This is a genomic window from Pseudomonas sp. BW7P1 (assembly GCF_024981055.1).
In the GTDB taxonomy this organism is placed as follows: Bacteria; Pseudomonadota; Gammaproteobacteria; order Pseudomonadales; family Pseudomonadaceae; genus Aquipseudomonas; species Aquipseudomonas bananamidigenes.
Genome location: NZ_CP103374.1, coordinates 1,260,996 through 1,282,003, shown reverse-complemented (window position 1 = coordinate 1,282,003; position 21,008 = coordinate 1,260,996). Strand labels below are relative to the sequence as shown.

The 21,008-nt window shown below is 61.1% G+C and carries 16 protein-coding genes; 11 read left to right on the top strand and 5 right to left on the bottom strand.

Translation table 11 applies throughout. From position 1 onward, the window contains the following. Positions 1-6 precede the first annotated feature (6 nt). The 7 genes from algG to NWV16_RS05610 all read left to right on the top strand — a co-directional run bounded on the left by algG (position 7) and on the right by NWV16_RS05610 (position 9,356). Positions 7-1,593: a mannuronan 5-epimerase AlgG gene (gene algG / locus NWV16_RS05640; protein ID WP_260522289.1), complete on the top strand. Its 1,587-nt coding sequence runs from the start codon at positions 7-9 to the stop codon at positions 1,591-1,593. A 10-nt stretch (positions 1,594-1,603) separates the two neighbouring features. Next, positions 1,604-3,055, top strand: a complete 1,452-nt coding sequence (locus tag NWV16_RS05635) for an alginate O-acetyltransferase (RefSeq protein ID WP_260522288.1) — start codon at positions 1,604-1,606, stop codon at positions 3,053-3,055. 8 nt (positions 3,056-3,063) lie between these two features. Beyond that, a complete protein-coding gene (locus NWV16_RS05630) occupies positions 3,064-4,188 on the top strand; it encodes a mannuronate-specific alginate lyase (protein WP_065258340.1) in 1,125 nt (374 codons plus the stop codon). Between the two features lie 141 nt (positions 4,189-4,329). Next, positions 4,330-5,895 (top strand): MBOAT family O-acyltransferase, encoded by a 1,566-nt coding sequence (locus NWV16_RS05625; protein WP_260522287.1) that lies wholly within the window; start codon positions 4,330-4,332, stop codon positions 5,893-5,895. A gap of 10 nt (positions 5,896-5,905) precedes the next feature. Further along, positions 5,906-7,078 (top strand): alginate O-acetyltransferase, encoded by a 1,173-nt coding sequence (locus NWV16_RS05620; protein ID WP_260522286.1) that lies wholly within the window; start codon positions 5,906-5,908, stop codon positions 7,076-7,078. Positions 7,079-7,092: 14 nt separating this feature from the next. After that, positions 7,093-7,749: an alginate O-acetyltransferase AlgF gene (locus NWV16_RS05615; RefSeq protein ID WP_065258338.1), complete on the top strand. Its 657-nt coding sequence runs from the start codon at positions 7,093-7,095 to the stop codon at positions 7,747-7,749. A 155-nt stretch (positions 7,750-7,904) separates the two neighbouring features. Continuing rightward, complete coding sequence (locus tag NWV16_RS05610) at positions 7,905-9,356, top strand: mannose-1-phosphate guanylyltransferase/mannose-6-phosphate isomerase (RefSeq protein WP_260522285.1); 1,452 nt, start codon at positions 7,905-7,907, stop codon at positions 9,354-9,356. Positions 9,357-9,428: 72 nt separating this feature from the next. Here the strand turns inward: NWV16_RS05610 and NWV16_RS05605 are convergent, their stop codons facing one another. Beyond that, positions 9,429-12,110, bottom strand: a complete 2,682-nt coding sequence (locus tag NWV16_RS05605) for an RHS repeat domain-containing protein (RefSeq protein WP_260522284.1) — start codon at positions 12,108-12,110, stop codon at positions 9,429-9,431. A gap of 181 nt (positions 12,111-12,291) precedes the next feature. On the opposite strand from NWV16_RS05605, the gene NWV16_RS05600 reads away from it, so the two are divergent. Together NWV16_RS05600 and NWV16_RS05595 are read left to right on the top strand one after the other, a co-directional pair. Continuing rightward, a complete protein-coding gene (locus NWV16_RS05600; protein ID WP_260522283.1) occupies positions 12,292-12,756 on the top strand; it encodes a multidrug transporter in 465 nt (154 codons plus the stop codon). A gap of 35 nt (positions 12,757-12,791) precedes the next feature. Further along, on the top strand, positions 12,792-13,616 hold the full coding sequence (locus NWV16_RS05595) for an SDR family oxidoreductase (protein WP_260522282.1): 825 nt from the start codon (positions 12,792-12,794) through the stop codon (positions 13,614-13,616). Positions 13,617-13,738: 122 nt separating this feature from the next. On the opposite strand, the gene NWV16_RS05590 is transcribed toward NWV16_RS05595, so the two are convergent. The 4 genes from NWV16_RS05590 to NWV16_RS05570 form a co-directional block, all read right to left on the bottom strand. Further along, on the bottom strand, positions 13,739-14,605 hold the full coding sequence (locus NWV16_RS05590; protein WP_085698530.1) for an HlyD family secretion protein: 867 nt from the start codon (positions 14,603-14,605) through the stop codon (positions 13,739-13,741). Positions 14,606-14,615: 10 nt separating this feature from the next. After that, positions 14,616-14,816 carry a DUF1656 domain-containing protein gene (locus NWV16_RS05585; RefSeq protein WP_003221811.1) on the bottom strand — a complete coding sequence of 67 codons (201 nt, stop codon included), beginning with the start codon at positions 14,814-14,816 and terminating at the stop codon, positions 14,616-14,618. Next, complete coding sequence (locus tag NWV16_RS05580) at positions 14,806-16,998, bottom strand: FUSC family protein (protein WP_260522281.1); 2,193 nt, start codon at positions 16,996-16,998, stop codon at positions 14,806-14,808. The genes NWV16_RS05585 and NWV16_RS05580 overlap by 11 nt, the downstream gene beginning before the upstream one ends. 140 nt (positions 16,999-17,138) lie before the next feature. Then, positions 17,139-18,638, bottom strand: coding sequence for an efflux transporter outer membrane subunit (locus NWV16_RS05570; protein ID WP_260522280.1), 1,500 nt, complete (start codon positions 18,636-18,638; stop codon positions 17,139-17,141). Positions 18,639-18,820: 182 nt separating this feature from the next. On the opposite strand from NWV16_RS05570, the gene NWV16_RS05565 reads away from it, so the two are divergent. After that, entirely contained in the window at positions 18,821-19,789 is a 969-nt protein-coding gene (locus tag NWV16_RS05565; protein ID WP_085711718.1) for a LysR family transcriptional regulator, read from the top strand. Positions 19,790-20,106: 317 nt separating this feature from the next. Next, the gene (locus tag NWV16_RS05560) at positions 20,107-20,481 is read left to right on the top strand and encodes a DUF6124 family protein (protein WP_260522279.1); all 375 of its coding nucleotides are present in this window, start codon (positions 20,107-20,109) and stop codon (positions 20,479-20,481) included. Positions 20,482-21,008 lie beyond the last annotated feature (527 nt).

Below are 21,008 nucleotides of genomic sequence, written 5' to 3'. Positions count from 1 at the left end.
CCCGACATGAACAACCCAAGGAAAGGCTCGCTCAGCCTGCTGGCCGGGGCGATGCTGCTGGCCTCGGCAAGCACCTTTGCCAGTGTCGAACCGGTCGCACCGCAACCGGCCAAACCGGTGACCACTGCCAAGGAGCTGCAACAGGCCAAGACCTACACCGTCAGCAGCGCCCCGACCGACGCGCTGGAACTGGACAAGCCGAAACTGCCCGACCTCACAGGCTTCACCGCCGAGGCCGCCGCCGCGAAAATCGTACGCAGCAAACCGGGCAAGATCAGCGTGCGCCGGATGATGCAGGAAGACGCCCTGAAGGACTTCATCGGCGGCGACAACAAGATGGCCGAATGGGTGGTGCGTCAGCACGGCATCCCGCAGGCGATCTTCGTCGACGACGGCTACATGAACCTCAAGGAACTGGCGCAGAAACTGCCCAAACAATACTTCAGCGAAACTTCGCCGGGCGTGTACCTGGCGAAACTGCCGATCGTGGTCGGTCGCAAAGGCATCCTCGAAATCGATGGCCAGACCCAGGAACTGCGCCTGTCCCAGGAGGCCGGTTCGTTCCTGGTCAACGACGGCCAGTTGTTCGTGCGTGACACCAAAGTCACCGGCTGGCGCGAGAAGGACAACGGCCCGGCGACCTTCCGTTCGCCAAAGGAATTCCGTCCGTTCCTGCTGGCCTGGGGCGGCACCGAGACCTACATCGTCAACAGCAAGATGGCCAGTTTCGGCTACGCCAACAGTAAGTCCTACGGCGTTAGTATTTCCCAGTACACGCCGAACATGGCCAAGGTGCTCAAGCGTCCGGAGCCGACCGGCTGGATCGTCGGTTCCGAGTTCTCGGACATGTGGTACGGCTTCTACTGCTACGAGACCCGCGACTTCGTGGTCAAGGGCAACACCTACAAGGACAACATCGTCTACGGCATCGACCCCCACGACCGTTCTCACGGTCTGATCATTGCCGAGAACACGGTGTACGGCACGAAGAAGAAGCACGGGATCATCATTTCCCGTGAGGTGAACGACAGCTTCATCTTCAACAACAAGAGCTTCGACAACCACCTCTCCGGCCTGGTGATCGACCGTAACAGCATCAACAACATCATCGCCTGGAACGAGATCTACAAGAACCACACCGATGGCATCACGCTCTACGAGTCTGCCGACAATTTGCTGTGGGGCAACAAGGTCATCAGCAACAAGCGTCACGGCATCCGCATTCGTAACAGCGTGAACATCCGCCTCTACGAAAACGTTGCCATGGCCAACGGCCTGACGGGCGTCTACGGCCACATCAAGGACCTGACCGACACCGACCGCGACATCAAGCTCGACCCGTTCGACGCCCAGGTTTCGCTGATCGTGGTCGGCGGTGAACTGGCGGCCAACGGCAGCGGCCCGATGGCCATCGACTCGCCGCTGAGCGTCGAGCTGTACCGCGTGTCGATGCTGGCGCCGACCAAATCCAGCGGCATCAGCTTCAACGGCGTCCTGGGTGACCGTCAGGATGAAATTCTCGACCTGCTGGTGCGCCAGCAGAAAGCCGTGCTGATCGACCCCGTCGAACGCCAGACCGAACTGCAGGACTGAGGATAATTTTATGCACCCACACCTGATCAAATTACTCAGCCTGTCGGCCCTGACCGTGGGCATTCTGGCGGCCGGCAATGGCGCCCGCGCGGATGAAATCCAGCCGCCGAAGTTCACCGCCGAACCATGCTGCAGCCTGTGTCCTGCCGCTCATGACGCGAAGAACTACACCACCCGTTATCAGCAGAACTTCACCACACTGGTGCAGGCGCAAGGCGACTGGCTGTTCCGGACCCAGGAAGATCTGCGCACCGAGTTCAACACCACCCCCGCCGGCTACAAACGCCTGCAACAGCTGCACGATGCGTTCAAGGCCAAAGGTGTCGAACTGGTGATCGTCTACCAGCCGACCCGTGGCCTGGTGAATCGCAACAAACTCAACCCGGCGGAAAAAGCCGCATTCGATTACGAGAAGGCGCTGGCCAATTACAAGACCATGCTCGGCCGTTTCGCGAAGATGGGTTACGTGGTGCCGGACCTGTCGCCGCTGACCAACGAATCGCTGCCCGAAACCTTGCCCGCCCACGACTTTTACTTCCGTGGCGACCAGCACTGGACACCGTACGGCGCGCAGCGCACGGCAAAAATCGTGGCCGAGAAGGTCAAGCAGATCCCGGCCTTCGCCGACATTCCCAAGCGTGAATTCGAGACCAGACGCTCCGGGCGCATGGGCAAGACCGGCACCCTGCACAACATGGCCGGACAGCTGTGCGGCACCAGTTACGCCATCCAGTACATGGACCAGTTCACCACCGAGCCGAAAGGTGAAGCGGGCGACGGCGACCTGTTCGGTGATTCCGGCAACCCGCAGATCACCCTCGTGGGCACCTCCCACAGTGGCAAGAACTACAACTTCGCCGGTTTCCTCGAAGAAGCCATCGGCGCCGACATCCTCAACGTCGCCTTCCCCGGCGGCGGTCTGGAAGGCTCGATGTTGCAGTATCTGGGCAGCGACGAGTTCCAGAAAACCCCGCCGAAAATCCTCATCTGGGAATTCTCGCCGCTGTACCGCCTCGACCAGGAAACCATCTACCGCCAGATGATGGCGCTGCTGGATAACGGTTGCGAAGGCAAGGAAACCCAGATGTCCGCCAGCACCACGCTCAAGCCCGGCGGCAAACAGGAATTGTTGGTCAACAGCAAGAACCTGAACCTGCAGAACAGCAGCCATCAGGTCGACATCCGCTTCGCCGACACCTCGGTGAAAAAGCTGCAAGCCACCCTCTGGTACATGAACGGTCGCCACGAGGACATCAAGATCGAGAAACCGGAAACCTCCGACACCGACGGTCGTTTCGCCTTTGAGTTGCGCACCGACGAAGACTGGGCCTCGCAGAATCTGCTGGCGGTCGAAGTCCAGGGCCCGGATGCGGGCACCGCGCCACAGAAAGTCGAAGCGAAAATCTGCAAACGCAACGTATTCCCCGGCGCCGGGCAACAAACCGCCCAGATCGGGCAATGAGGTCTGCCATGCGAAATCCGACATTGAAATCTTTATGGGCACCGGCCCTGCTGAGCCTGGCGATGTTCGCCGGAGCCGCTCAGGCCGCCGCACCACTGCGTCCGCCTCAGGGCTACTTCGCCGCCGTGGATAAATTCAAGACCACCGACAAGAGCGAAGGCTGCGATGCGACGCCGGCGCCGTACACCGGTCCGCTGCAGTTTCGCAGCAAATACGAAGGCTCGGACAAGGCCCGCGCCACGCTGAACGTGCAGTCGGAAAAAGCCTTTCGCGACACCACCAAAGACATCACCACGCTGGAGCGCGGTACCGCCAAACGGGTGATGCAGTTCATGCGCGACGGTCGCCCGGAGCAGCTCGATTGCACGCTGAACTGGCTGGTTACCTGGGCCCGGGCGGATGCATTGATGTCCAAGGACTTCAACCACACCGGCAAGTCGATGCGCAAATGGGCGTTGGGCAGCATGGCCTCTTCGTACATTCGCCTGAAGTTCTCCGACTCCCATCCCCTGGCCCAGCATCAGCAGGAAGCTCAGGTGATCGAGGCCTGGTTCAGCAAAATGGCCGATCAGGTGGTCAGCGACTGGGACAACCTGCCGCTTGAAAAAACCAACAACCACTCGTACTGGGCCGCCTGGTCAGTGATGGCGACGTCCATCGCCACCAACCGCCGCGACCTGTTCGATTGGGCGGTCAAGGAATACAAGGTCGGCGTCAATCAGATCGATGCCGACGGTTACCTGCCCAACGAACTCAAGCGCCAGCAACGCGCCCTCGCCTATCACAACTATGCCCTGCCGCCACTGGCGATGATCGCCAGTTTCGCCCAGGTCAACGGTGTGGATCTGCGTCAGGAAAACAACGGCGCGCTAAAACGTCTGGGCGACCGCGTGCTGGCCGGGGTGAAAGACCCGGATCAGTTCGAAAGGAAAAACGGCAAGGAGCAGGACATGACCGACCTGAAGGAGGACATGAAATTCGCCTGGCTCGAACCGTTCTGCAGCCTCTACACCTGTTCGCCGGAGGTGCTGGAGAAGAAACACGGCATGCAGCCGTTCAAGACGTTTCGCCTCGGCGGGGATTTGACCAAGGTCTACGACCCGTCCCACGAGAAAGGCAACAAGGGTTCTTGAGGCAGAACACAAACCCCTGTGGGAGCCAGCTCCCACAAGGGTTGTGGTGAATCTGGATGCAATACATCCCCCGGACTTTTCAGTGGGGGGTTTGGGGGGGCTTTGGCCCTTGACTGTTGGTTCAAACATGGAGAGATCGGGATGGTATTTTCATCCAACGTGTTCCTGTTTCTGTTCTTGCCGATCTTTCTCGGCTTGTACTACCTGAGCGGGCAACGCTATCGCAACCTGCTGCTGCTGATCGCCAGCTACGTGTTCTATGCCTGGTGGCGGGTGGACTTCCTGGCGCTGTTCGCCGGCGTCACCCTGTGGAACTACTGGATCGGCCTGAAAGTCGGCGCCGCCGGCGTGCGCAGCAAACCGGCCCAGCGCTGGCTGCTGCTCGGCGTGGCGGTGGATCTGTGCATCCTCGGCTACTTCAAGTATGCCAACTTCGGCGTCGACAGCCTCAACGCGATCATGACTTCGTTCGGTCTCGAACCGTTCATCCTGACCCACGTGCTGTTGCCGATCGGCATCTCGTTCTACATCTTCGAGTCCATCAGCTACATCATCGACGTCTATCGTGGCGACACCCCGGCCACCCGCAACCTGATCGACTTCGCGGCGTTCGTGGCGATCTTCCCGCACCTGATCGCCGGTCCCGTATTGCGTTTCCGTGACCTGGCCGACCAGTTCAACAACCGCACCCACACCCTCGACAAGTTCTCCGAGGGCTGCACGCGGTTCATGCAGGGTTTCATCAAAAAGGTGTTCATCGCCGACACCCTCGCCGTGGTCGCCGACCACTGCTTCGCCCTGCAAAACCCGACCACGGGCGACGCCTGGCTCGGCGCGCTGGCTTACACCGCGCAGCTGTATTTCGACTTCTCCGGTTACAGCGACATGGCGATTGGTCTGGGCCTGATGATGGGTTTCCGCTTCATGGAAAACTTCAAGCAGCCCTATATCAGCCAGTCGATCACCGAGTTCTGGCGCCGCTGGCACATCAGCCTGTCGACCTGGCTGCGCGACTACCTCTACATCACCCTCGGCGGCAACCGCAAAGGCACGCTGATGACCTATCGCAACCTGTTCCTGACCATGCTGCTCGGAGGTCTGTGGCACGGCGCGAACATCACCTACATCGTCTGGGGGGCGTGGCACGGCACGTGGCTGGCGATCGAGAAAATGCTCGGCATCAACACCTCGCCGCGCAGCCTCAACCCGATCCGCTGGGCGCTGACGTTCCTGTTGGTGGTCATGGGCTGGGTGATCTTCCGCGCCGAGAACCTGCACGTTGCCGGGCGCATGTACGGCGCGATGTTCAGCTTCGGCGACTGGTCGCTGTCAGAGCTCAACCGCGCCAGCCTCACCGGCCTGCAGGTGGCGACCCTGGTGGTGGCTTACGTGACCCTGGCGTTCTTTGGCCTGCGTGACCTGTACACCAGCCAGCCGCCGGTCAAGACCAAACCTGCGGTCAACATCGAAAACGACGGCCCTGCCGGTGCTCAACCGGGCCTGATCAAGGCGGCGCCGGGGGAGAACCCGGCGAGCATCCACGAACCGGGCTACACCGTCGGCGTCGACGCTCAGGTGCAACCGGCGTACTGGACGGCGGACTGGTCGCGCTACGTGATGCGCGGGCTGGTACTGCTGCTGTTCATCGCCTCGATTCTCAAACTCTCGGCGCAAAGCTTCTCGCCGTTCCTTTACTTCCAGTTCTGAGGGATCTGCCATGACCCGCTCATTACGCATCTTCTACATCGCGCTGTTTCTGCTGACCCTGCTGGTGCTCGGTCTGTGGTCGGTGCGCAGCTTCTTCGGTTTCAGCACCAATGCCGATGCGACGGTGCTCAACGGCCGCTGGACCAAGGCCGTGGAAACCCACTACGACGATGAATTCCCGATCAAGCGCCTGGGCACCAACCTCTGGGCCGCACTGGATTTCAAGCTGTTCAACGAAGGTCGTCCGGGCGTGGTGCTCGGTCGCGATCAATGGCTGTACAGCGATGAGGAATTCAACCCGATCGTCAACGAAGAGCTGAACCTGCAAGGCAACTACGCGCTGGTCGAAGGCGTGCGCCAGACCCTGAAAGAGAAAGGCGTGAAACTGGTCATGGCAATCGTGCCGGCCAAGGTTCGCCTGTACCCGGAACACCTGGGTGACGTGAAACCGGCGAGCATCCACGCCAACCTCTATCAGGATTTCCACGCCCGGGTCGCGGCGGACAGGATCCTCGCCCCCGATCTGCTCGGCCCGCTGCAAAAGGCCAAGCAGAACGGTCAGCAAGTGTTCCTGCGCACTGACACCCACTGGACGCCGGAAGGCGCGGAAATCGCCGCCAACACCCTGGCCAAAACCATCGCCGACACGTTCCCGCTCAGCGGCGAGCCGCAGCGTTTCGTTACCACGCCAGCGGAAAAGGTCACGCACAAGGGCGACCTGCGTCTGTTCCTGCCGCTGGATCCACTGTTTGAAAACCTGATGCCGGCCAAGGAACCGCTGCAAAAGCGCAACACAGTGGCCGTCGAACAACCTGCCGGTGACGACGCCTTGTTCGCCAACAGCGAAGTGCCGGTGGCACTGATCGGTACCAGCTACAGCGCCAACCCCAACTGGAATTTCGTCGGTGCGCTCAAGCAAGCGCTGCACAGCGACGTCGTCAATTACGCCGAGGACGGCCACGGTCCGATCCTGCCGATGCTCAGCTACCTGAAAAGCGATGACTTCAAGAACAGCCCGCCGCAGGTGCTGATCTGGGAGTTTCCTGAACGATATCTGCCTGTGAACAACGAAATCGGCGACGCCGACCCACAGTGGGTCGCAGAGCTCAAACAAGCCGGCGCGCGCCAACAGAACGTAGCAATCAACACTCAATCCGAGACGCCCGATCGGGCGCAAAACTGAAAGAGAGGTCCACCATGACTTTCACTACAACTCCTCGTCGTCTCGCTAAACGCATTGCTCTGGTTGCGGGTCTGAGCGTGCTGTCGGTCCAGGCGTTTGCCGGTGGCGACGCTGCGCTGTACGGCCCGACCGCACCGAAAGGCTCGACCTTCGTGCGGGTCTACAACGCCAGCAACGCTGAAGTCAGCGCCACCGTCGGCAGCACCAGCCTGAACGACGTCGCGCCGCTGGCCAGCAGCGACTTCAGCTTCATGCCGGGCGGCGACTACAGCGCCAAGGTCGGCAGCCAGACACTGCCGGTAAAACTCGCCGGTGACCACTACTACACCCTGGTCAACAACGCGTCCGGCGCGCCGCAACTGATCGAAGAACCGCCGTTCAAGAACAAGCAGAAATCCCTGGTGCGCGTGCAGAACCTCAGCGACAAGCCGCTGACCCTGAAGACCGCCGACGGCAAGACCGACGTGGTGCCGAACGTGGCCGCCAAGGGCCGTGGCGAGCGTGAAATCAACCCGGTGAAAGTCAGCCTGGCGCTGTACGAGGGCGACAAGAAAGTCGGTGACGTGAAACCGGTCGCCCTGGAGCGCGGTGAGGCCGCCGTGCTCTACGTCACCGGTAACGGCAGCAACCTGTCGCCGGTCTGGGTGAAACGCCCGGTATCGACTCGCTGATCCATTCATGAACTGACGCAGTCCCCCATGTGGGAGCGAGCCTGCTCGCGAATACGGTCCGACATTCAACACCCATGTCGACCGATACACCGCTTTCGCGAGCAGGCTCGCTCCCACAGGACCTCTAACCCAATCGATTTTATGGAGTAAACATTATGATTCCGGTGATCTTGTCAGGTGGTAGCGGTTCCCGTCTCTGGCCGCTTTCGCGCAAGCAGTTTCCCAAGCAGTTCCTCGCCCTGACCGGCGAACACACGCTGTTCCAGCAAACCCTCGAGCGCCTGGTGTTCGAAGGTATGGACACCCCGATCGTGGTCTGCAACAAGGATCACCGCTTTATCGTCAACGAGCAGTTGGCCAACCGCAATCTGGAATGCCAGCGCATCCTGATGGAACCGTTCGGTCGCAACACCGCGCCGGCCGTGGCGCTGACCGCGATGATGCTGGTCAATGAAGGTCGCGACGAACTGATGCTGGTGCTGCCGGCCGATCACGTCCTCGAAGACCAGAAAGCCCTGCAACGCGCGTTGGCCCTGGCCACCGTGGCGGCGGAAAACGGCGAGATGGTGCTGTTCGGCGTACCGGCGACCAAACCGGAAACCGGCTACGGCTACATCAAGTCCACCGGCGATTCACTGCTGCCGGAAGGCGTGAGCCGTGTTTCGCACTTCGTGGAAAAACCCGACGTCAAACGGGCCACCGAGTACGTCGAGTCCGGCGGTTACTACTGGAACAGCGGCATGTTCCTGTTCCGCGCCAGCCGCTTCCTCGAAGAGCTGAAAAAGCACGATCCGGACATCTACGACACCTGCCTGCTGACCCTGGAGCGCAGCACTCAGGACCCGGACACCATCACCTTCGACGAAGCCACCTTCGCCTGCTGCCCGGACAACTCCATCGACTATTCCGTGATGGAAAAGACCCAGCGCGCCTGCGTGGTGCCGCTGACTGCCGGCTGGAGCGATGTGGGCTGCTGGTCGTCGCTGTGGGAAGTCAACGAGAAGGACGCCAACGGCAACGTCAGCAAGGGCGACGTGGTGATCCAGGACAGCAAGAACTGCATGATCCACGGCAACGGCAAACTGGTGTCGGTGATCGGCCTGGAAAACATCGTCGTGGTGGAAACCAAGGACGCCATGATGATCGCCCACAAGGACAAGGTTCAGGGCGTCAAGCAGATGGTCAACACCCTCAACGAGCAGGGCCGCAGCGAAACCCAGAACCACTGTGAGGTCTACCGTCCGTGGGGCTCCTACGACTCGGTGGACATGGGCGGCCGCTTCCAGGTCAAGCACATCTCGGTCAAGCCAGGCGCGTGCCTGTCGCTGCAGATGCACCACCACCGCGCCGAACACTGGATCGTGGTGAGCGGCACCGCTGAAGTGACCTGCGACGAGAACGTATTCCTGTTGACCGAAAACCAGTCGACCTACATCCCGATCGCCTCGGTCCATCGCTTGCGCAACCCGGGCAAGATCCCGCTGGAAATCATCGAAGTACAGTCGGGTTCGTACCTGGGTGAAGACGATATCGAGCGTTTCGAAGACATCTACGGTCGCTCCACCCCGGTCGAACGCGGCGTGTCGGTGAAAACCATCGCGCAGTGATCACCCTGCAACAGGAAGCCCCCGCCCAGCCCGCTGCGTCCCCTATCCGCAGCGGGTTGGGCGGGGGCTTTTTTACGCCACTTTTCTGGCTCCCAGTCTTTTGGCGATAGCCGCTGATCGCGGATTGACGGCAGCCGTCCTGACTTTCTGAACCTTGTGCGTGCTCACGATCCTGGCTAACGACTTGACGGTCAGGTAAGTGCCAATACCACGCAATTTGAAAGGCCGGATGGCCTCGGTGGCCTCGACCGATTCACCCAGGAAGTTTTCCACGCCGGGCTGCGATAACGGGTGAGCAAGTACGTTGCTCACATGAACCGTGCTTTCTCCGCCCTTTGTTGACGAGATACTCAACTCAGCAATGCCATAAATCACTTTGTCCTGACCCTTCTTTTCGACATCGTCGCGATTGATCAATGCGAAGAAGTGCTTGGTGACCGTTTTTTCCTCCGATACATGTGGTTCGCTTGAATACTTGAGGGACGAGGATGTGATCTCGGCGATCTCCTTTCCCAATTCAAGGTTTTGCGCCACGCTGATATTTATGCTCTGCGGATCTTCTTGCCGCATCGAGTCGTGGTACATCTCACGGTACTGGCGCCGGTACATCCTCAAATGACTCATCAGTTCGCGCTTGCTCACTGAAAACTCGGGACTCTCTCCGACTTCAACCAGTTTGAAATCAGCAGACTTGCTGTATTGCCCCCCTCCCGGGTCGAGCCTGGCCACATGTATTTGGGAGGAAAGCAGCTTGAAGGCCAGCTTCACTCGAATGCCCACCTGCGCTTCGTAGGTTCCGGTCTCGGCTTGCAGCCCCAGCGCGTCTCTCATCGTGAGCGGATTGTTGCGAACCATCCGGTAAATATTCAGCCCATCCGGATAACCGGCAGGATCGGCACTGGTCCAGCGTTGCAACCACGGGATGTAGTAACGGAAGCCGTAATAGTAAAGCCCGGTCGCATCGCGCTCCTTGCCCGAGTAACGCATGTATTTGTAGCTGAATTCGCCGTCCCGCCAAGCACTGGTACCGAATGGGTGAAACTTTTCCCGGCTGATCATCGTACCGTCATCGGCGGTTTCCAGACAAACCGAACCCAGGTGATCAACATGTTGGTATCGATACCGATTGTTGAGTCCCGAAGGTGGCGGGCTCTCCCAGTGCTGTACCCGAGCGTTGTCGGCAATGATGACCTGCAACCGTTCACCGGTGCCGTTGTCGGTACGCAACTCCAGAGCGGGCAAATAGCGCACATCGGCAACCAGGGTTCGGGCATTGGTTAACGAAGAGCGGATCTTGCGTACCCGCTGACTGTTGCCATCGTAGAGATAGAGCTCTTGATCGTTGAGCCCGGAGACACGCTCCACCGGGCTGACCGATTGCAGTTGGTTGCGCAGGTTCCAGCTCAGCAGCCGCCCCGGTTCCGGCTGCAGCAGGTTGCCTCTGCGGTCGAATGCGGCTTCGATTTGTGCATCGGTAGGCGGCGTGTCTTCGTAGGGCAGACTGCGGTTGCTGTAACTCGCCGGCTGCAGTTTGCGCCCATGACTTTGCGGGCCGACATGAACCAGCCTGCGCAGGTTGCCGCCGGGATCATATTCGTAAGTCTGCGCATAGTTGCTGATCGCCGTCGGATCGATGCGCTCCATCGATTGCGGACCTTGATTGACAGTGCCGGCTTCCCAGCCGGACGCCTTGATCAACTGGTAAAGACTGTCGTAGACAAAGCGGTTGACTGGCTCGATGCGCCGGTTGGCGAAGTAACGGATCGGCAGTGCCTTGTCTTCGATACTCAGGACATTGCCCATCCTGTCGTATTCATGACTCAGGTGTTGCAGCACGAGACCGTGAGCGTCTTCGGACCGGCGGATCAGCAGGCGACCGTCTTCGGGGCGATATGTGCGGGTAGTTTGCACACCGTTACCGGCAGTTTCCCGCTCGATACTGCCGTAAGCGTTGTAGTGAATATCGCTGATCAGGATTTGTTCAGCCTCCCCCTTCAACTGCAAACGGCGCTCGTGCAAACGGCCATCGACAGTCAGTGCGAACGCATGCCGGTTATCCCGGGCGTCCGTCTGTTCCAGCACATCCCCCAGCGCACCATGGCGCCACCGCGATGTCGCACCGGCGCCTGGCTCCAGCAGCCGTGCACGATCCGCCTCCTGCTCCGGCCAGTCGGGTGTCAGCGGTTGGAGAGTGAAGTGGCGGGTGTCCTCGGTGCATTGGCCGCTGATCGCGAAGGTATCGAACAACATGCTGCCGGCCGGATGGTCATGGCGAATCAACTGAGCATACTGGTTATGCGACTGATCCCCGCTGCCGGGATGACCATAGGTCAATCGCTCGACACAGCGCCGAGGCTCACTCGCCCCGTGTTCGAATATCGCGACTGGCCGCAGCTGCGCATCGTGTTCGATCTCGCGACGGGTCTGACGGCTGTCCCAACTGAGCAGCGTTTGCGAGGCGAGCCCCTTCAACTCGATTTGCGCACCGGCATCGACACTGTCCGAATGTACGACCGAGGCGTCCAGTGCATACACCTGCGTCAGGTTGGCCGGTGTCAGCGGGTCGCCGGCTTGTGACCGCCAAAGTCGCGGATCCCAAGTTTTCACCGCACGCCCTGCCGGATCGCGAAGCGTGCGGTTGATCCGGGACTCGACCGCTCCGTCCTCGACGGCTCGACAATAATCGACCGCACGCACCGGCAAGCCGCGCGGCTCGAACACAGACATCCTCGGTGTATTGATGTGCAAGCTCATGGAGCGTGCTCCCGCACGACCGGCGTTCTTTGTACTTCCGGCATCTGAGCAGGCCCGGCGCGGATTCGACTACTGTCAGAAACTACAGTCCCGACCAATGGTGCCATCGATCAATCCGCGAATGTCCATTCCCGCGCCCCTTCGGTAGGATGGCATTCACACGTTCAAGGAGCGTTCGAACATGTTCATCGGCGTCTTGCTGGTCATTACCTGGCTGGTCCTGTTGTTGCGCTACCCGGCCAAGGCCTTGCCGGTGTCCATGGCCGCCGCTGTCGGCCTCGGGCTGGTGGCGATATGGGTGGTGTGGCTGGACAACCGTGAGATCAAGCAACTGGCGCGACTGGAGTTGCGTATCACCTATGCACCTGAGCAGTGCCCGGCGGATCGCCCTTTGCAACTGAAGATGAACAACGGCAACGACGTGCCGCTGACCGAACTGCGCTGGCGCATCGCAGCATACGCGCCGGGCGACACGGTGAATCTGGCCGACAACCAATACGCCGCCCCTCGCTATCGTGGCCCCGGTGAACTGCAGGCCGGCGGCAACTGGGAAGACTGTTTGCCGCTGCCCCCGCTGCGTCCCGGCTATCGCCCTCAGACTCTGGAGTTTCGCGCCGAGCGATTGCAGGGTAGTTTCTCCGACTGATCCTCTTCCCCACTCTTTTGCACAAGGAACGCGCCATGCCCGTTGCGTTGATTACCGGTTGTTCCAGCGGCATCGGCCGCGCCCTCGCCGATGCCTTCAAAAGCGCCGGCTACGAGGTCTGGGCCAGTGCGCGCAAGACCGATGATGTCGCGGCACTCGGCGCCGCCGGGTTCACGGCGGTGCAACTGGACGTCAATGACAACTGCGCGCTGGAACAACTCGCCGAGCGAATCAACCAGCAACATGGCGGCCTCGACGTGCTGATCAACAACGCTGGCTACGGCGCCATGGGCCCGCTGCTCGATGGCGGTGTGACGGCCATGCAGCGCCAGTTCGAAACCAATGTGTTTTCGATTGTCGGCGTGACTCGCGCGCTGTTCCCGGTGCTGCGCCGGGCCAAAGGTCTGGTGGTGAATGTGGGCAGTGTTTCCGGCGTTCTGGTCACCCCGTTCGCCGGAGCCTATTGCGCCTCGAAAGCGGCGGTACATGCATTGAGCGACGCGCTGCGCATGGAACTGGCGCCGTTCGGGATTCGTGTGATGGAAGTGCAGCCGGGGGCGATTCAATCCAGTTTCGCGAAAAACGCCGGGCACGAGGCCGAGCAATTGATCAACGAACAATCGCCATGGTTTCCCCTGCGCGAAGGCATCCGGGCGCGAGCCAAGGCTTCTCAGGACAAACCGACACCGGCCAGCGAGTTCGCCGCCGAACTGCTCAAGGCTGTGCAACAGAGCAAGCCGCCACGGCTGATCCGCATCGGCAATGGCAGCCGGGCGTTGCCGTTGCTGGCGACGTTGTTGCCGAAGGGGTTGCTGGAATCGACGTTGATGAAGCGCTTCGGGTTGCGCGGGCAACTCTGAAACCGAGTCGGTCCCATCGCGGGCAAGCCCGCTCCCACAGGTATTGAGGCGCGCTCAAGATGCTCAGCTGCCGTGATACCTGTGGGAGCGAGCCTGCTCGCGAAAGACAGGGGCTCGGCCTGTCAGTTATCCACAGCGCCCTGCTTCACCACCACGGTGCAGGTAATCCCCGCCGCCAGCAGCACACCTTCCGGCACTTCATCGATGTGAATCCGCACCGGCACCCGTTGCGCCAGACGCACCCAGTTGAAGGTCGGGTTCACATCGGCGATCAGCTCGCGGCTTTCCGGGTTGTCGCGGTCGTAGATACCGCGGGAAATGCTCTCCACGTGGCCCTTCAGGACTTCGCCGCTCATCAGTTGCATGTCGGCTTTGTCGCCGACGCGCACGTGAGGCAGTTTGGTTTCTTCGAAGAAGCCGTAGACCCAGAACGAGTTCATGTCGACCACGGCCATTTTCGCCTCGCCGATGCGAGCGTAGTCGCCGCGATGGACGTTGAGGTTGGTTACGTAACCGTCCACCGCTGCCCGCACTTCGGTGCGCTTGAGGTTGAGTTCGGCGGCTTCCAGTTGCGCCTGGGCCTGTTGGTAATCAGCCAGTGCGGAGTCTGCGATGTTGCTGGCGTCGTCGCGGTTTTCCTTAGAGATCACCAGGTTGTCCAGGTCAGCGCGGCGATGGGCGTTGACCTTGCGCATCTCCCACGTGGCCTTGCGCGAAGCGACCAGAGACTGCGCCTGCTTCACCGCCAGGCGGTAGTGCTCGGGGTCGATCTGCATCAGCAGATCACCTTTCTTCACCAACTGGTTGTCGCGCACCGGCACGTCCACCACTTCACCGGTCACGTCGGCCGCAACGTTGATGATGTCGGCGCGGACCCGACCGTCGCGGGTCCACGGCGTGTTCATGTAGTGCTCCCACAACGTGCGGCCGATCCACAGCGCCAGGGCCAGCACCAGCAGGGTCGCGAGCAGGCTGAAAAACTTTTTCATCGGGACATTCTCAACGGTAGACAGTCAGCGCCATCGCGCCGAACAGACAGGTAAACAGGCTCAGACGCAGCAGCGCCGGGTGCCAGAAAAAGCGGTACAGATCGAATCCGGACAGGAATCGGTCCAGCGCCCAGGCCAGGGCCGCGGCGACGAAAAACATCAGGGTCATGGTCGGCATGTACACGCCGTGGAAGGCGATTTCACGAGGCATGGGCAAGTCCTTCGGGCTTGGCGATGGCATAGGCAGCAAGGGGCGATTGCGGGTCGAGCAACGAGGTGCGGATGAAGTGCAGGTAGCTTTTCACCCGCCGCAGTGCCGACGTGTCGAAGTGCGGGGCGAACGGCTCATCGGTGGCGGCGACACGGCTGATGGCGTGATCCACCGCCACCAGTGCGCGCTCCAGATTGCTCGCATTCGGTTGCAGGAACAGCCGCACCAACGAGCGCCCCATGACCCGGATTGCCTGGCGCCATGGCTGCGATTCGGCATAGGCCGGATGCACCGGCAGGATCGCCTGTTCCTTGCGCAGCTCGATAATCGCGTGGCCGACTTCCAGCACCACGAACATCCAGCGCAGCAGGTTTTTCTGCACCAGCGGCTGACCGGCCGCCAGACCGTAGGCCTGATGCATCAGATCGCGGGTACGGCTTTCGAAACTCGACGCCAGGCCCTTGAGTTTGCCGCTGATGGCGTACACCACTTGCCCGCGCAGATCCTGTTCCAGACGCTGCCACAGCCAGCGGCTGTTCGGCGGAAGGATGATCGCCCCCGCCGCCGCACAGACCAGCATGCCCATGACCATGGCGATGTAGTCGTTAATGAAGGTGTAGGGGTTGTAGATCGTCAGGTTGTCCGGCACCGAGCCGGTACTGAAGAAGATCAGCAGACCCAGGCCAACCCCCGCGTATTGCGGTCGTGACGCGAGGAACGAGCCGAGCACGATCACCGGCGCGAGCATCACGCACAGCAGCGGGAAACCGTCGATCCACGGGAAGATGAAAAACATCTCGACGAAGCCGATCAGCGCCCCGAGGAACGTGCCGCACGCCATCTGGAATGCCATGCGTTTCGGGTTCGGTGTCGCCGCCGACAGGCCCACGGTAGCGGCCGCGATCAGGGTCATGGTCGCGCCGCTCGGCCACGCGGTGGCGACCCAGTAACTGCCGAGTACAACGAGAATGAACGCGGCACGAATCCCTGAAGCCGCTGCCGCCCACCAACTGGTCTGCGGGGTGAACGGCTCGTCCCAGCGCTCTCGTTCGTGGCGGTGATCGGCCAGCGAGGCGTGGGTCTGTGCGTAACTGTGCAGGTCGTCGACGAAGCGATAGAGCAGTTCATAGGCCGTGTGAAAATCCAGCAACTCGGCCTCGCCCGGCCCGCTTTCCTGGAAGGCCGCCCGCAGGCTGCGCACCCGCGCCGGCAATCCTTCCTTGTACGTGGCGAGCGCCAGCACCAGACGCGCCGCATCCGGGCTGGTCAGGGCACGACCACTGAACCCGTCGAGCACTTCGGCCAGATCCTGCAGGCCCGGTTTGATCGCCGCCACGACATGCGCTTCGTCATTGACGCGCAGACGCTCGAGCAACTGATGCAAGGCGTTGAAGCGGGTGGTGATGCCCATGAATTCGCTGTTCAGGCGACTGAGACGACCGTTGCGCCGACGCATGTGCGGGTCCTCGAACACGGTCACGCTGCGCAGCCCTTCCAGGCCCACCGCTTCGGCGATGAAGCGCACGTTGCTGGCCTCGAACGATTCCGTTTTGCTGCGTCCGCGCAAGCCATCGGTGACGAACAGGGCGAACACACCGAAGCGCTGATACAAGGCGTTGCGCATCGCCGCGCTGGCGGTCTGCGGCAGGATCGCGGCGCTGACCAGGGTCGAGCAGAGAATCCCCAGCGAGATCTCCAGCACCCGCCACACCGCCGCCATGAACGCTCCGTCGGGATGCGCCAGCGCCGGCAACCCGACCATTGCAGCGGTGTAGCCCGCCAGCACAAAACCGTAGGCGCGGAAGTTGCGGCAACGGGCGGCACCGGCCGAGCAGATGCCGACCCAGATTGCCAGCGAACCGAGGAACAGTTCGGTGTTCTGGGCAAACAGCGAAATCAGCGTGACCATCATTGCCGAACCGGCCAGAGTGCCGAGGAAGCGATAAAAGCTCTTGGCGAACACCTGGCCGCTCTGCGGCTGCATGACGATGAACACCGTGATCATCGCCGTGCGCGGCTGCGGCAGTTCCAGGCGCATGGCCAGCCACAGGGTCAGGAATGCAGCGATCAACACCTTGAAGATGTAGACCCAGGTCACGCCATCGCTGCGCGCCCATTCGAAAAAGCCCCGGCGCCATTCCAGGGAGTAGAGCCAGCGCAAGGGTGCGGGCAAGGAAGTCATTCAATTGTGCTCAAAAATTCAGTCTGGACTCGAAACCTGTGGGAGCGAGCCTGCTCGCGAAGACGGCGTCACATTCGACATGGATGGCGACTGGAACACCGCTTTCGCGAGCAGGCTCGCTCCCACATCGGGTTGTGTGTTCAACGCAGGAGAGCCGGGGTTTTCGGTGCCTGGGTTTGTTGCGCGGTCGGCACGTCTTTACCCGCACCAAGACCACCGCCCAACGCCGTCACCAGGTCCGCATGGGCACTCAACCGCGCTGCCTGTACCTGCTGCTGAACCTGCTGCTGTTTGAACAGCAGGGTCTGGGCGTTGAGCACATTGAGGTAATCGGTGAGCCCGCGCTGGTAAGCGATCATCGCGATGTCGTAAGTCTTCTGCGCCGTGGCCACGGATTCGGCGGCGAACGTCTGCTGCTTGTCCATCGACTCGCGGCGAATCAACTGGTCGGAGATGTTCTTCAGCGCATTGACCAGGGTCTGGTTGTAATGCGCCACGGCGATGTCATAACCCGCCGAGGCTTCACCGAGTTCGGCGCGCAGGCGCCCGCCGTCGAAGATCGGCAGCGAGATTGCCGGCCCGACGGTGTAGTTGAGCTTCTTGCCGGTCAAAAACTCCAGCGCCCCGCCACCGGTGGCCATGTAACCGAGGCTGCCGACCAGATCGACGTTGGGATAGAAGCCGGCATGCGCGACATCGATCCCGCGCGCCTGCGCCGCCACTTGCCAGCGACTGGCGACCACATCCGGGCGCTGGCCGAGCAGGTCGGCGGGCAATGCCGATGGCAGTTTCAGGGCCGCACCGAGGGACAGGGTCGGACGCTGCAATTGCGCACCGGCGCCCGGCCCTTTGCCGGCCAGTGCCGCAATCTGGTTGCGGCTCAGGGCGATTTCCTCGTCCAGCGCATCCAGTTGCCGATGGGTTTCCGGCAGCGGGGTTTCAGCCTGACTGACTTCGAAGTGCGTACCGATTCCACCGTCCAGGCGCTTCTGCGCCAATTCGAGAATCTGCTGTTGCTGCTTGAGCGTCGCCGCGACAATGTCGCGCTGGGCGTAATGCAGCGACAGCTCGATGTAGGCGCGCACGATGTTGTTCTGCAACTCGAGCTGCGCCTGCCGCGCTTCGGCAGCGCTCATGTGCGCCAGATCAACCGCTCGTTCGGTGCTGTTGCTTTCACGGCCCCAGAGATCGAGGGCGTAACTGAAGCCCAGCGCGGCGTTGTTGTCCCAGGTGGTGGTATTGGCCAGCTCGCCGGGACCGTAGAACTGGTCGGTCGGCCAGTTGTGGCGCTTGAGAGTCGACTCGCCATTGATCTGCAACGACTCGGCGGCTTCGGCGACACCGGCCATGGATTTGGCCTGACGCACTCGCGCAGCCGCCATGGCCAGGGTCGGGCTGCCTTGCACGGCCAGGTCGATCCAGCGATTGAGTTGCGGGTCGCCATAGGCTTGCCACCATTGGGCGGTGGGCCAGTTTGCGTCACGGGCGGCGTGGGCGATGGCCTCGTCGGTGGCCAGTTCATTGGCCTCCAGAGCCTTGCCCTGCGGGGCAATCCCTCCGGTTCCGATGCAGCCGCCAAGACCTAACGAAATAGCCAGAACACTGAGCGGCAAAAGCGCTCTGTTGATGCGACGCGGCACTGCTGCGAATTCCTGAGGTGGGGGATGTTTCGAGGTGAGCGCAATTCTAGGGGCGGCCCTGAACGGCGATAAGCTGGGTTTTCTGCGAATCTTTGTTACGGTTAACGAGATAATCCCTTGGTCGGGGGTCTCAGCCCCTGAAACTTCGTGTCACAATTTGCCATCTCCCTTGAGAGCACCCCATGGACACATTGCAAAACATGCGCGCCTTCAGTTGTGTGGCCGAAGCGGGCAGCTTCACCGCCGCCGCCGTGCAACTCGACACCACCACGGCCAACGTCTCGCGCGCGGTCTCCAACCTTGAGGCCCATCTGCAAACCCGCCTGCTGAACCGCACGACCCGGCGCATCGCGCTTACAGAGGCCGGCAAGCGCTACCTGCTGCGCTGCGAGCAGATCCTTGCCTACGTCGAAGAGGCCGAAGCCGAAGCCAGCGAAGCCCACGCGCGCCCGGCCGGACAATTGAAAGTGCACACCATGACCGGCATCGGCCAGCACTTCGTGATCGACGCCATCGCCCGCTATCGCAAGACCCATCCGGACGTGACCTTCGACCTGACCATGGCCAACCGTGTGCCGGACCTGCTCGACGAAGGCTACGACGTGTCCATCGTCCTGGCCCGCGAACTGCCGGACTCGGGCTTCGTCTCGCAACGCCTGGGCATCACCTACAGCATCGTCTGCGCCTCCCCGGCCTACGTGAAAGCCAACGGCTGTGCACAAAAACCCAGCGACCTGCTGAACCACGCCTGCCTGCGCCTGGTAAGCCCGGTGATCCCCCTGGAAAAATGGGCCTTCGACGGCCCCGAAGGCCAGGAAATGGTCACCATCAACAGCTCGCCGTTCCTGGTCAACTCCGCCGACGCGATGAAAACCGCGATCACCAGTGGGATGGGCGTCGGCGTGCTGCCGGTGTATGCCGCCATCGAAGGCTTGCGCAACGGCTCGCTGGTACGGGTGATGCCGAACTACCGCTCGCAGGAACTGAACCTGTACGCGATCTACCCGTCGCGGCAGTATCTGGATGCGAAGATCAAGACGTGGGTCGAGTATTTGCGCGGATCGCTGCCGGAGATTCTGGCGGGGCATCAGGCGGAACTGGCGGCTTATGAAATGAGTGGGAGTCTGGCCGGGGTGCGGGTGGCGAATTGACTTGGCCGTCCTACAGACGTGCTGATTTTTGGGGGATGTTTCCGACAAGTCGTGTCGGTTGTCCCTCGGAAACGAGGTGGATAGGCTTTTGGGGTCGCTGACGCATCGGCGGCCGGGTCTGGAAAACCCGAAGTTCAGGATCACAGCACATGACATAATGCGGCGTTTTTTCGCGACGTTATGGTAGCTGTACGTGGGAGACCTCCGGGTCTGCCGGGTTTGATCCTTTCCGGTTTTTCCAGTCCGCGTACAGCTGCCACCTCTTTCGCCTGGAAAACGAAAAATGGCAGCTCCTCCAAGACTTAAGGATCTATGCCATGAAAAAACTTACTCCGAATCCCCCTGAAACCAACGACACCTCGCCCTACGAATCCGCCGATTCAAAAAAACTCCACGAGGCTGCCGAACGCGCCCTCGATCACTACCTGAACCCCCTCCCGAAAAAATGCTCCGGCCGCAAACCGAGCGAAATGTTCCAGATTTCACCGGACATGGACGACGAAAGCCTGCTGGCCCACGCCTGTGAATCCCTGGCCTCGGCCAGCGTCATGGCCAGTGACGTGGCAGCCTATGTCGACTCACCACAGCGTCACCGGATTCTGGGCATACAACAAGTCATCATGCTTGCCGAACTGGCAGTGAACCGCGTGCTGGATAACGTCGAAGTACAGCGTTACCCGACACCCAGCTAAGCCGTTCCGACAAAACCGACCTGCCAGCGCCGACTGCATTCGCTGGCAGATCGATGGGGACGCAGAGCGTGGGAACGATCAAAAGCAAAGCCAGCCCGCACTCGCTTTTCGCTTTTCGCTCTTCGCTTCTCACCACTCAAAACGATGAGCGTTAGCTCGAGTACCGCTTTTGACGTGCCGGCCCCATCGGAAGGCTGAGTGGAGGGATTGATCCGGGGTGGGAGCGCAGCGACCGTTTGGCGAAGCCAAACACATCGAGAGGAGGTGCAGCGAAGCAAACCGTAGGCGATGCCCCCGGATCAATCCCGGAACGAAGGAACACCGAGCCACAGCGAGGTGCCGAACGCAGGGGCCAAGCCTTTTTGGTTACTTTTGAGGCGTTTGTCAAAAGTGACCCGCCGTAAGGGCGGAACCATAATCCGCCACACCCGCAGAAACGGATATTCACCCAAAACCCCAAAAGTCTGGTCGGCCCAGAGGCCGCCAAGACAACCCAAAACAGAAATGTTAGCTTGCTTGGCAACCCA

Bases quoted from the DNA above. Each gene is read 5' to 3' on its own strand.
- algG (WP_260522289.1), top strand. From the start codon at position 7: ATGAACAACCCAAGGAAAGGCTCGCTCAGCCTGCTGGCCGGGGCGATG.
- NWV16_RS05635 (WP_260522288.1), top strand. From the start codon at position 1,604: ATGCACCCACACCTGATCAAATTACTCAGCCTGTCGGCCCTGACCGTG.
- NWV16_RS05630 (WP_065258340.1), top strand. From the start codon at position 3,064: ATGCGAAATCCGACATTGAAATCTTTATGGGCACCGGCCCTGCTGAGC.
- NWV16_RS05625 (WP_260522287.1), top strand. From the start codon at position 4,330: ATGGTATTTTCATCCAACGTGTTCCTGTTTCTGTTCTTGCCGATCTTT.
- NWV16_RS05620 (WP_260522286.1), top strand. From the start codon at position 5,906: ATGACCCGCTCATTACGCATCTTCTACATCGCGCTGTTTCTGCTGACC.
- NWV16_RS05615 (WP_065258338.1), top strand. From the start codon at position 7,093: ATGACTTTCACTACAACTCCTCGTCGTCTCGCTAAACGCATTGCTCTG.
- NWV16_RS05610 (WP_260522285.1), top strand. From the start codon at position 7,905: ATGATTCCGGTGATCTTGTCAGGTGGTAGCGGTTCCCGTCTCTGGCCG.
- NWV16_RS05605 (WP_260522284.1), bottom strand. From the start codon at position 12,110: ATGAGCTTGCACATCAATACACCGAGGATGTCTGTGTTCGAGCCGCGC.
- NWV16_RS05600 (WP_260522283.1), top strand. From the start codon at position 12,292: ATGTTCATCGGCGTCTTGCTGGTCATTACCTGGCTGGTCCTGTTGTTG.
- NWV16_RS05595 (WP_260522282.1), top strand. From the start codon at position 12,792: ATGCCCGTTGCGTTGATTACCGGTTGTTCCAGCGGCATCGGCCGCGCC.
- NWV16_RS05590 (WP_085698530.1), bottom strand. From the start codon at position 14,605: ATGAAAAAGTTTTTCAGCCTGCTCGCGACCCTGCTGGTGCTGGCCCTG.
- NWV16_RS05585 (WP_003221811.1), bottom strand. From the start codon at position 14,816: ATGCCTCGTGAAATCGCCTTCCACGGCGTGTACATGCCGACCATGACC.
- NWV16_RS05580 (WP_260522281.1), bottom strand. From the start codon at position 16,998: ATGACTTCCTTGCCCGCACCCTTGCGCTGGCTCTACTCCCTGGAATGG.
- NWV16_RS05565 (WP_085711718.1), top strand. From the start codon at position 18,821: ATGGACACATTGCAAAACATGCGCGCCTTCAGTTGTGTGGCCGAAGCG.
- NWV16_RS05560 (WP_260522279.1), top strand. From the start codon at position 20,107: ATGAAAAAACTTACTCCGAATCCCCCTGAAACCAACGACACCTCGCCC.